The organism is Marivirga sp., assembly GCF_024636815.1.
Lineage (GTDB): Bacteria > Bacteroidota > Bacteroidia > Cytophagales > Cyclobacteriaceae > Marivirga.
On the sequence record NZ_JAGXGF010000176.1, the window covers coordinates 1 to 12,144 of the forward strand.

Below are 12,144 nucleotides of genomic sequence, written 5' to 3' on the forward strand. Positions count from 1 at the left end.
CACAACATTTGAACACGTGCACCTCGAGGTACACGTATTCCTTTTATATCTTCTAAACTAATAATAAAAATGGAAATCCTTTATAACATCTTTAAATAGTATTCATTCCGCAGGATCAAACTGTTAAATTCAATCTAGAGCAAAAACCTGATGATATGCTATTTTCAAGTTTTGAAGCTCAATAATGCTACTTTTAATATTAGCTTCTTTAATCTTTATGGCAAAATAAACTCTAAAACAAAATAATATTGTTTCCTGAGTATTTTCTGCTCCTCCTACCAAATATTATTGTTTCCTGACTTAATATTATCGTTTCCTGAAACTCAGGACGGGTATTTGAGCTTGACATTTCAATATTTCTAACACCTGTCGCAATAATAGTCCACAAAAAAGCCTTTCACAATGGTTAAGACCATTATAAAAGGCTATAACCGTAGAATTAAACGTTTATTAAACGTATAACTCAACGAAAAATATTATTCCAAAATCTCTTGAATAGGTTCTCCTGTGGCGCTATTAGGCAAGGAAGTACCTAGAATGTGAGCAAGAGTTACGGCTATATCGTCTATATTTTGTCTTTTGTAAGATGTTCCACTTTTGATTCCTGAGCCATACCAAATCAAGGGTACGTGAGTATCATAAGCATAGCCGGTCCCATGTGTGGTAGCAGAGCGAGTTTGGTAGAACCAGCCTGGCTCCAATATTAACAACACATCTCCTGAGCGTTTGAAGTTATAGCCCATTTGCAATGCTGCAGCTTTATGTTCTGTAAATTGGGTACTTTGCATATCAGTAGCTGAATAAGCCTCTGCAACTCCTTCCAGTTTTAAAGCTTCATTGACCATAAACTTTCTGATCACATCCAATCCAACATCTTTTTCAGCTATCATATCATGGTTTAAGAAAAACTGCTCATTGGAAAAATCTTCTATCCATTCGCCTTCACCAAATTTTTGATTCAAAGCATTGCTCATGTTTTTCACATAGGCTTTGCCATCGTAATGATCCGCAGGAATTTTATTGGTCTGTAAATATTCAGGTACTTCGCCACAACCATGATCAGAGGTAACAAAGATCAGGTAATTGCCTTCCCCCACTTTTTCATCTAAATGTTTGAATAATCGAGCAATCTCCTGGTCTAACTTTATGTAAGTATCCTGCACCTCCACTGAGCGCGGGCCAAATCCATGGCCAATATAATCAGTGGAAGAAAAACTCAATGCTAGAAAATCGGTGATATCATCTTGTCCCATTTCTTCACCTTCCATGGTGGAAATGGCTAAATCTGCTAAAATCGTATTACCATAAGCGGTATTGGGCAAAAGACTAAAGTTTCCATTTCCAGCTCTTAATTTTTTTAAATTATAAGGAAAAACAGCTTTATCCTTTCCTTTTACAGTCATTTCATATGGCATATCATCTGCTGTAGATTCCGTATAATCTTCTAAAGGCATAGAAAGATTCCAAGTTTGATTCAAATAGTCATCCGCCAGATTGCGGTTGTTAAATTCCTGCAACCAAGTTGGCAATTCTTCATTTCCATAATAGCTACTGCTCACGAAATGACCATTGCTTTTATCATACCAAAAAGAACCTGTTGGATTATGTCCTGCGGGCAAAATAGAACCTCTATCTTTTATAGAAATCCCCACAACTTTTGATTTGAAATTGGTAGCCAAGCCTAACTCATCGGTAATGGTAGAGCTTAACATTCTGTGTGGTGACATCAAACCTGCCTCAGAGGTAGAACCAATCGTATAAACTGAGGCATCTTCAGCACAATAAACCGAGGTTTTGATGTTTTTATCGTACCAATTATTGGCGATTATCCCATGATTAGCAGGTGTTGTTCCAGTATAAATGGACGCATGACCAGGACCTGTAAAAGTGGGGATATAGTTATAATGCGTATTATGATTATAAAATCCTTCAGAGATCAATCTCTTAAAACCATCTTCTCCAAAATTATCAGCATAACGCTCAAAATAGTCGTGGCGTAATTGATCAATCACGATTCCCACTACCAATTTAGGCTTTTCTACTTTTTGTTCTTCTTTCTCTGCCAGTTGACAAGAAAATAAAATTAATAGAGCCAAAGCTCCGCTTAAATATCTCTTCATTGAAATTGAATTATAATTTTTTGCAAGTTAAAAATTTGCACAGAGTATATATAAGATTTAAAGGTTAAGGTTTTGTGATTAAAAAATGAAAAGGGGGTTAATCACAAGCCGTCTCTAAATAGTCATCAAAATTCAAACCCTCTTTAAACAATACTCTGCCGTTTTGATCAAAATAAGCTATGACGATATAATTGATTTCCGAGAGTCTACGTTCGGCTAACCAATACAATTTTCCTTTGCTCTCGTGGGCTGATAGTTCATTGAAGATAAAAGGTATGATTTCCTCTCCTATTTGATTGATTACGCCATAACCTGCTTCTTTGCGAACTATAAAATAAACTTTATCTCCAAAGTCTACTTTTTCATAAGTATCAATATTCTCATGCAAATATTCATTTTGATGTATATTCAAAATACCAATTCCCCCTTCTTCCTCCACTATAGCAGTGGAATCATTGAAAAATTCAATAGATTCAAAATCTGCATTCAGCAAAATTTCAGCTGAAACATCACTTATTCCCAATAAATTATCCTCCTTGAAAATATATAAAGAGTCTTTTAAGAATATTTCTAATTTGCTTTGTGAATGCGCTGGTATAATTTTTAGGCTATCAACGATAAGTGCTCCAAACTTTTTGTCTTGCAAAATAGGAATCAATCCATTTTGATAGGCTCCGAATGCCTCTACATTTTCAATTTTAATTTCATTGCCTGCAGAATCAATTAGCTGTTTCTTTTTACTTTGATGAACCTGAATTAACTGTGGAGTTAAGATATTAATATCTAGTTTTTCACCTTCCTTAACTTTTCTCCCAAAGCCATTATATAACTTAAAATATCCTTCCTCATTGGAAATTTCAACAAACCGAATTTGATCAGCGATATCTGAAAAAGCGACATTATAATTCTTCAGAATTCTATAAGATTCTTCTTCCTCTAAGCGGACTTTTTGACCTGATTGAAAAAGTAAATACTCAGCTGAATTCTGAATGGCATAAGTAAGCCAATTATTAAATATTCTGATTGAGTCATACTGAAGTTTCGGAAACCCATTCAGTCCATTATTAAATATTGACCAAAGACTATCTTTTTTAAGTGCTAAAATCCCTGATTTTAATTGATAATCATCTAATTTCTCTTCAAAAAGTGGATTTTTATTTTCATCTAAAACACTAATATCTCCATCCTTTTCTTTGATCCAAAAATCATTAAAAAAATTATAGCTTGCTTTCTCTAAAGGGAAAACAAGCTGAGCTTTAAAGTCTAAGATTGTTTCATAATCATCTGAATATAATCTAAGGTATTGCTCTTCTAACCATTCATAATCATCATATAGAAAGCTCAATGATTTCAAATCATCCTTAGCCAATTTTTTAAAATCCTCAGAAGCAGCAACTGCCATATCATTCCCTTTTTTGAAAAAGAAAATATCTTCTTCCTTCCAAATACTATCTACAGGCTGCTTTAAAATCGGTTCTCCTAAAATGGAAATCAAATGCCAGCCATCTTCCATTTTCTTCGCAAAATGAAGTTTATCTAATTTTTTAAAATCTAATGCCAGCTGCTGCAATTCATCATTTAGGCTGTAATGAATTAAATTATTTTCCCGCCCATAATCATTAATTTTAAAGAAGCCAGAGCCCAAATAATCAATAGACTTGATTTTCAAATCAATAATCTTTTCTCCATTTTTCAAATAAGCGTAAGTAGCATTATTCTGCTGACTCAAAATGAATGGTTCTTTTATAAAAGTACAAGAATCCGTACTCACCTGATCAAATTGAAAAGGCATCAAGCTCTCTTCATCCAAATTATAGAAATAGTATAGGCTATCTTTTTTGTGAGTTAGCAATTCTGTTACATCTTCCTCATAATCCAACCCTTCTAAAACTAATTGTGCTTTTTTAGAAGCCTCAAATTGATCATATTGATTGATGAAATTCTGATAATCTGATGCTTTAGCACCGGCACTGATCATATTTAAAATGATTATAGTGGCCTCATTAGCAAAATTAGTTTGGGGTCGTTCCTCCACGTATTCAATGTATTCACTTAGCGCTTTATTCTGAGTTTTCTTTTCGTAATAAAGTGTTTCAAATACATTTCGTGCCTTTTGGGCTTGAGGAGCATCTGGGTATTTCTTAAAAAAATCACTTACTGCCTGAGTGGTATTTTGTGCTATTGCATCTTCATAGGCTACCTGATTTCTTAATTCTATTGCCTGTTCTTCATATATTAAAAATTGATAATTATTGAGGTAGGCATTATAGGCTTCTTCCGTGTTGATTGATGATGCTTTCTCATAAGCCAAACTATCAATAATTATAGTCTGCTCAACAATAACCAGGCTATCCAAGCCTTTTTTAGCTAATTTGTCAACTGCTTCAATTTTCAATTTAGGAAAAGTATCACTTACTGATTGAATATAAAGATGTGCAGAATCAACAGCATCATAAGACCAAACAGGATGGCTGTAATATTTGGCTAGCATAAATTGAGTAGCAATATCTTCGGGCTCTTTTTCAACTGCTTTATCAATGCGTTTTTTAGCCTTCCCTAATTCATTTTTCTCCAAAAACTTATCAGCTGTCAGTACTTGATAAGCACAGCCGGAAAAAATTAAAATGACAGAAATTGTAAATAGAAAATATAAAAGTTGACGCATACACCTCATGATAACCGCTTAGAGCGTCTTAAAAAATACTGGACAAAGTTATAAATAATATTAAAGCTTATGGAAGCTTTAACGGTAAACTGAAAGAATTAATAAGTGAAACATATATTCCAATTGGCAATTGCCCGCTAAATAGTATATTGCGCCTTAATTTTAGGCAGGTATACAACTATGGATAAAATAGCCATTATAGATTTAGGCACGAATACTTTTCATTTACTCATCGTAGAAGTAATAGATGGGGAAGAGAAAATAATCCACAAGGAAAAAGTAGCTGTAAAGCTAGGTGAAGGTGGAATAAGTGAAGGCAATATTAATAAAGCTGCAGAAGAGCGTGCTGTAAAAACCATGCTCTATTTCAAAGACAAAATCAATGAAGAGCAGGTAAATCAAGTATTTGCCAGTGCTACCTCAGCCATGCGAAATGCCAGCAACGGAAAAGAGGTGATCCAACGAATTTATGATGAGACAGATATTTCCATAAAACTTATTTCCGGTTTAGACGAAGCTAAATTCATTCATATGGGAGTTAAAAAAGCCTTAGAAATTGGACCTGAGCCTGCCTTAATTATGGATATTGGAGGCGGTAGCGTTGAATTTATTATTTGTAACCACATAGAAGTTTTCTGGATGCAAAGCTTTGAAATTGGCGCTCAAAGATTATTAGATAAATTCCACAAACATGATCCTATCCTACCAAAAGACATTGAAAAACTTGATGACTTCTTGAGAAAAGAATTGGAAGAGCTCAAAGTAAAGATGGATATTTACCAACCCCATAATTTGATTGGTTCTTCCGGCACTTTCGATACCTTGATAGACATCAACTACCTTGAAAAAGGAGAAGATAAACCTGATGATATTGCCTTTTCACTTTCTTTAGAGGATTTCGATCGCATTTTCGATGAGATTATCCATAAAAGCAGAGAAGAAAGAATGGCTATTCCAGGCATGATTGAAATGCGTGTAGATATGATAGTAGTGGCCGTTTGTTTGATCCAATTTTTGATTGAAAACAATGAATTTTTAGATATCAAGGTTTCCACCTATGCCTTGAAGGAAGGTTTATTGGAGGCCATTATATCAAAGGAAATAAAATAGAGCCTATTCGGCAATAAATTGAGGGCTTGTGATAATTACCTGATAATCAGAATCAAATGACAAAGCTTTGTATAATTAATTTTGAATTAATATCATGAGTTTATTCGATTATAAATCTTTACAAAATTTCGTAAAAGAGGTATTCATTCAAATGGGTTGTCCTGCAAATGAGGCAGAAGAAGCATCTGAAGTTTTGGTAAATGCTGATTTACGTGGAGTGGATTCTCATGGAGTTGCTCGTTTGCATGGTTATATCAGGTTATGGGAAGAAGGCAGAATAAATGCAAAGCCAAATATTAAAATCGTGCATGAAACGCCCAGCACTGCAGTAATTGATGGAGACAAAGGATTAGGATTAGTGGTTGCGCCTTTTGCAATGCGAATTGCGATGGAAAAAGCAGAGAAAGTGGGTACGGGATGGGTATCGGTCAAAAATTCCAATCACTACGGAATAGCAGGTCACCACAGCATGATGGCTTTAGATAAAGATATGATCGGTTGGTCTATGACGAATGCAAGTCCTCTGGTATCTCCTACATTCTCAAAAGAAAGACTACTGGGAACCAATCCAATCTCTATTGCAATACCCACAAAAAAACAACCACCCTATGTAGCTGATTTTGCTACTACCACTGTTGCCAACGGAAAATTGGAAGTTTTAAAAAGAAAGAATGAAATAGCTCCTTTAGGCTGGGTGCAAGATAAAGATGGAAAAGGCACAACTGATGTGGATGCCTTAAAGAAAGGTGGTAGTATGCTTCCATTAGGAGGTTCAAGAGAGCATTCAGGTCATAAGGGGTATATTCTAGGTTCTATAGTAGATATCTTCTCAGCTGTGCTCTCAGGTGCAAATTACGGACCATGGGCTCCTCCTTTCGTAAGTTTCCTCCCATTAAAAGAAAACCCTGTTGGTGAAGGCTTAGGTCATTTCTTAGGTGCAATGCGAATAGATGCCTTCCGTCCTGCTGAGGATTTTAAATTTCACATGGATAATTGGATTGAAACGTTCAGGAATGCTGAAACCACTGGTGAAAATGATAGGGTGCTTATTCCGGGAGATCCCGAAAGAGAAATTAGCGAAGAGAGAAAAGCAAATGGAATTCCTTTGCTACCGGCTGTTGTTGAAGATTTAAGTGATATAGGGAAAAAATTTGGGTTGAACTTTAATGAATTCTTTACTCAACCACAAAAGAAAACAAAAGATTAGCCTAAATAGTAAAGCCTACACGTAATACAAAAGGAGAGTTATAAGGTGAGCGGCCAGGATAATGCAGTAAATTATACAAAGCCATTACGGTAACGCCTGCTCTGTTACCGATGGGTTGGAAATAACCTCCACCTATAAAAAAAGCTGGAACCCATGCTCTGCCGAGTTCATATCCATTTGAAGTATTATAAATGATATCTAAGTTTATGTTTTCATACTCAGTATATCCAAATAGCTGATTGGATAAATTATACCTGCCAAATAGTTTTCCACCATAGATATTGGTTTCATAATCGCCCACCTGGCTATTTCCTCTGATTCTAAAATATTGATAGATTCCTCCTACACCAACCGATAATTTTTGGTTAATCATATAACCTGCTATAGGAGATGCTTCTATATGCGTGAAACTACCAAACTGCAACCCAAAGTTTCCTCCGAAATAAAGTCTGTCCATAAAGCCTGAACTTTCATCTACATATTTCTGGGCTAAAGTAGATTTACTTGAGATAGTTATTAAAACTAAAAAAATGAAGGGAAATGTAATGAGCTTTTTCAATGCTTATTCTTTTTCAACTATAACGAATAAATCTTCAGATTCCTTTTTCATTAAGTATCTTTCTCTTGCAAATTTTTCTAATAATTCATCATCGCTCATCAAGCCTTCTCTGTCCATTTCTACTTCCTTGATTTTTTCCTGATAATATTCTTTTTCTTTAATTAAGTCATTGTATTTGGAGGAAAGTCTCCATTGAGAAATCAGATCATTCCCATCAATGAATAACATCCAAATCAGGAATACAGCACCCGCTATAAAGTAAAAATTTTTAAATATTTTTGGAATCCTATCCATGATACGCATTACTATTGTTACTTTAAATGTAATATAAAAAAGTGTAATCGCCTAAAAATAAAAAAGGCTACTGGTGAAAATACCAATAGCCTTTTCAAGAAAATTTATGTTTTTAGAAGTTAATACCTGGGAAATATGCCATTTCACCCAATTCTTCTTCAATTCTCAATAATTGATTGTATTTCGCCATTCTATCAGAACGAGAAGCAGAACCTGTCTTAATCTGACCTGATCCCATCGCTACTGCTAAATCAGCAATAAAGGTATCTTCTGTTTCTCCAGAACGGTGAGAAATGATATTTTTATAGGAAGCTTTATCCGCCATTCTGATAGCATCGATCGTTTCTGTTAAAGTACCAATTTGGTTTACTTTAATTAGAATAGAATTTGCTATCTTCTCATCAATTCCTCTTTGTAATCTTTTAGTATTGGTAACAAAAAGATCATCTCCTACCAATTGAACAGTTCTTCCGATTTCACGGGTTAGTTTTTCCCAACCTTCCCAGTCATCTTCTTGCATACCATCCTCGATAGAAAGAATAGGGTATTTATCACACCAGTTTTTCCAATAAGCAACCATTTCATCAGAAGTTAGCTCTTCGCCAGTGCTTTCAAATACATATTTCTTTTTGCCTTCATCATAAAATTCAGAAGCAGCTGCATCTAAAGCAATAAACATATCTTCACCCGGCTTAAAACCTGCTTTTTCAATTGCTGTCAAAACAACTTCGATTGCTTGGTCATTAGATTCGATATTTGGTGCAAAACCACCCTCATCACCAACGTTAGTAGACAAGCCTTTGCTTTTTAATACTTCTTTCAAGTGATGAAAAACAGTAGTACCCATTCTTAATGCTTCAGAAAATGATTCTGCATTAACCGGCATTACCATGAATTCCTGAAAATCAATTTTATTATCCGCATGACTACCACCATTCAAGATGTTCATCATTGGAACAGGTAGTGTGTTAGCATTTACTCCACCGATATATCTGTAAAGAGACTGACCAGAAAGTTGAGCTGCAGCTTTAGCACATGCCATAGAAACACCTAAAATGGCGTTTGCGCCTAACTTTGCTTTGTTGTCAGTACCGTCTAACTCAATCATTATTTTGTCGATAAGATTTTGCTCAAATACAGAAAAACCAATAAGCTCTTCTGCAATTGCTCCCTTGACATGGTCAACAGCTTTCAAAACCCCTTTTCCCATGAAAATAGATTTGTCCTTATCTCTCAATTCTACAGCTTCATGTATACCTGTACTCGCCCCTGATGGAACAGCTGCTCTGCCGAAACCACCATTTGCGGTAAACACTTCTACTTCTACTGTAGGATTCCCTCTAGAATCTAATATCTGTCTTGCATGAATGTTCTCTATTATACTCATAGTTTTATTAGTTGATTAGTGATATAAATTGGTCGAATAAATATCTGGAGTCGTGAGGCCCAGGAGATGATTCAGGATGATATTGTACTGAAAATACTTTTTTATCTTTCATCCTTAATCCTTCTACCGTATTGTCATTTAGATTCAAATGCGTGGCTAGGACCAAGTTTGATTTTTCTACGTCTTCTGTAACGATACTGAATCCATGATTCTGAGAAGTAATTTCGCTTAAACCTGATTCAGTATTAAATACGGGTTGATTTAAACCTCTATGCCCATTGTGCATTTTAAAGGTTTTAATTCCATTTGCTAAAGCAATTAGCTGATGTCCCAAGCAAATACCAAATAATGGCTTACCGCTTTCAATTATTTGTTTGCTATTATTAATAGCATCTGTCATAACTCCAGGGTCACCCGGTCCATTTGACAAAAAGTAAGCTTGGGGGTTCCACTCCTCAGTATCTTTGAAAGTAGAGTTAGAAGGAAATACTTTACATCTAAAACCTCTATTGATTAACTGCTTTAAAATACTGCTTTTAATACCATAATCCATTACGGCTAATCTTATACCGTCATCTTGCCCCATTTCAAATGGCTCTTTACATGTAACGTAAGATGAAAGCTCAAGTCCTTCCATTGAAGGGACTTTATCTAATTCGTTCTTTAACTCCTCTAAATCAGTTATTTCAGAAGAGATAATAGCATTCATAGCACCCTTATCGCGAATATGTCTAACAATTTTACGAGTATCCACATCGCAAATACCAGGGATTTCATGCCTAATAAGATAATCATTTAAGTTGTCGACAGCCTGACCTCTACTAAAATCATCAGAAAAAGCATTAATTACAACAGCAAAAATTTTAGGGCTGTCTGATTCCGACTCATTGGGGTGAACGCCATAATTCCCAATATGAGCATTAGTGTTTACCATGATCTGTCCATAATAAGATGGATCAGTATATACTTCCTGATAACCAGTCATACCAGTATTAAAGCAGATTTCACCACCTTTTGTACCTGAAAAACCGATTGACTTACCGTGGAAGACTGTCCCGTCTTCTAATAGTAGGATTGCTTTGTTTTTGTTTTTATACTTCATCAGATATCATTCTGAAATTGAAAAATGAAATGGAGCTATTATTTTAATTGAGACAAAAATAAATAAAAAAAAAGGGATTGAATAAATATCCAATCCCTTTTCTCAATTCTATTATCAGAAAGATTACTCATCTCCCTTTTTGTCATCTGATTTTTCGTCAGATTTATTTTCTTTTTTCTCTGCTTTTGGAGCTTCCTCTTTTTTAGTTTCAGCTTTTGGAGTATCTTCCTTCTTAGCTTCTTTTTTAGGAGCGTCTTCCTTAGTCTCTTTTACTTCAGAAGCTGTATCTTCAGATTTAGCAGAAGTAGCTTTAGTACCACCACCTCTACGGCTTCTTCTAGTAGTTTTCTTTTCTTTCTTCTCGCCACCTAACAACAGCTCATTGTAATCAACTAATTCGATTAATGCCATTTCAGCATCATCACCAAGTCTAGATCCCAATTTGATAATTCTTGTATAACCTCCTGGTCTATTAGCAATTTTAGTTGCTACTTCGTCAAAAAGCTCTTTAAGTACTTCTTTATTTTTCAAAGAAGAGAAAACAATTCTTCTGTTATGAGTAGTATCCTCTTTTGATTTTGTCAATAGAGGTTCAACATACTTCCTTAGCGCTTTTGCTTTAGCAACAGTAGTTGTAATCCTTTTAGAAAGGATTAAAGAACCTGCCATGTTTGACAACATAGCGTTTCTATGGGAAGCAGTTCTACTTAAATGATTAAATTTCTTACCGTGTCTCATTGTCCTTATTCTTCGTCAAGTTTGTATTTGGATAAATCCATTCCAAAGGTTAACCCTTTATCAGCTACCAATTGCTCTAGTTCAGCTAAAGATTTCTTACCGAAATTTCTAAATTTCATCATATCAGAAATTTCAAGTGCTACTAAATCACCTAATGATTTAACATCTGCAGCTTTCAAGCAATTATATGCTCTTACGGAAAGATCTAAATCATTAAGAGCTGTTTTGAGCAATTTGCGCATATGCAACATTTCCTCATCTACAGCCTCTGGCTCATCAGATCCACCTGCATCCAACACCATATTTTGATCAGAAAACAACATAAAGTGTTTGATCAAGATGTTCGCAGCACCTTTCAATGCTACTTCAGGATGAATACTACCATCAGTTTCAATATCTAAAACTAATTGTTCATAATCAGTTTTTTGTTCAACCCTTGTATTTTCAACGCTATATTTTACGTTTTTAATTGGAGTGAAAATTGAATCTATAGCAATGTAATCAGCAACCTGATCAACTAAAGTATTTTCTTCAGAAGAAACATATCCCCTACCTTTTTCGATAGTTAACTCTATCTCAAAATTAATTGATTCATCCATATGGCAAATCAATAATTCAGGATTCAAGATTTCATAAGCTGTTGTGAATTTATTAATATCACCTGCTTTGAACTCTTTAGTATTTTTTAGAGAAATATTAATCTTGTTATCAGCAACATCTGCAATTTTCTTAAATCTTACCATTTTAAGGTTTAAGATTAGTTCAGATACATCTTCCACTACACCTTCTACGGCAGAAAACTCATGCAAGACTCCAGGTATTTTAATACCTGTTATAGCATAGCCTTCTAGTGAAGATAACAAAATTCTTCTTAAGGCATTACCAACAGTAACGCCATATCCTTTTTCTAATGGTTTGAATGTAAAAAGCCCGTGAAAATCATCTGCTTTTTCCATTGCAAC

The 12,144-nt window shown here is 34.8% G+C and carries 10 protein-coding genes; 2 read left to right on the top strand and 8 right to left on the bottom strand.

Going from position 1 to position 12,144, the window contains the following annotated elements:
- Positions 1-476: 476 nt before the first annotated feature.
- Both pafA and Q0L29_RS12920 read right to left on the bottom strand, forming a co-directional pair.
- Positions 477-2,120, bottom strand: coding sequence for an alkaline phosphatase PafA (pafA, locus tag Q0L29_RS12915; RefSeq protein ID WP_296622284.1), 1,644 nt, complete (start codon positions 2,118-2,120; stop codon positions 477-479).
- Between the two features lie 97 nt (positions 2,121-2,217).
- Positions 2,218-4,785, bottom strand: a complete 2,568-nt coding sequence (locus Q0L29_RS12920) for a hypothetical protein (protein ID WP_296622287.1) — start codon at positions 4,783-4,785, stop codon at positions 2,218-2,220.
- Between the two features lie 180 nt (positions 4,786-4,965).
- Between Q0L29_RS12920 and Q0L29_RS12925 the strand changes: the two genes are divergently transcribed.
- Entirely contained in the window at positions 4,966-5,895 is a 930-nt protein-coding gene (locus Q0L29_RS12925; RefSeq protein ID WP_296622289.1) for an exopolyphosphatase, read from the top strand.
- 94 nt (positions 5,896-5,989) lie between these two features.
- Positions 5,990-7,102: an Ldh family oxidoreductase gene (locus Q0L29_RS12930; protein ID WP_296622290.1), complete on the top strand. Its 1,113-nt coding sequence runs from the start codon at positions 5,990-5,992 to the stop codon at positions 7,100-7,102.
- A gap of 1 nt (position 7,103) precedes the next feature.
- On the opposite strand, the gene Q0L29_RS12935 is transcribed toward Q0L29_RS12930, so the two are convergent.
- The 6 genes from Q0L29_RS12935 to Q0L29_RS12960 all read right to left on the bottom strand — a co-directional run bounded on the left by Q0L29_RS12935 (position 7,104) and on the right by Q0L29_RS12960 (position 12,138).
- Positions 7,104-7,661, bottom strand: coding sequence for a hypothetical protein (locus Q0L29_RS12935; RefSeq protein ID WP_296622292.1), 558 nt, complete (start codon positions 7,659-7,661; stop codon positions 7,104-7,106).
- Between the two features lie 3 nt (positions 7,662-7,664).
- Complete coding sequence (locus tag Q0L29_RS12940) at positions 7,665-7,964, bottom strand: septum formation initiator family protein (protein ID WP_296622294.1); 300 nt, start codon at positions 7,962-7,964, stop codon at positions 7,665-7,667.
- 103 nt (positions 7,965-8,067) lie between these two features.
- A complete protein-coding gene (eno, locus tag Q0L29_RS12945; RefSeq protein ID WP_296622296.1) occupies positions 8,068-9,342 on the bottom strand; it encodes a phosphopyruvate hydratase in 1,275 nt (424 codons plus the stop codon).
- Positions 9,343-9,349: 7 nt separating this feature from the next.
- Positions 9,350-10,444 (bottom strand): glutamine-hydrolyzing carbamoyl-phosphate synthase small subunit, encoded by a 1,095-nt coding sequence (carA, locus tag Q0L29_RS12950; RefSeq protein WP_296622298.1) that lies wholly within the window; start codon positions 10,442-10,444, stop codon positions 9,350-9,352.
- 123 nt (positions 10,445-10,567) lie between these two features.
- On the bottom strand, positions 10,568-11,182 hold the full coding sequence (gene rplQ, locus Q0L29_RS12955; RefSeq protein WP_296622300.1) for a 50S ribosomal protein L17: 615 nt from the start codon (positions 11,180-11,182) through the stop codon (positions 10,568-10,570).
- 5 nt (positions 11,183-11,187) lie between these two features.
- Complete coding sequence (locus Q0L29_RS12960; RefSeq protein ID WP_296622302.1) at positions 11,188-12,138, bottom strand: DNA-directed RNA polymerase subunit alpha; 951 nt, start codon at positions 12,136-12,138, stop codon at positions 11,188-11,190.
- Positions 12,139-12,144 lie beyond the last annotated feature (6 nt).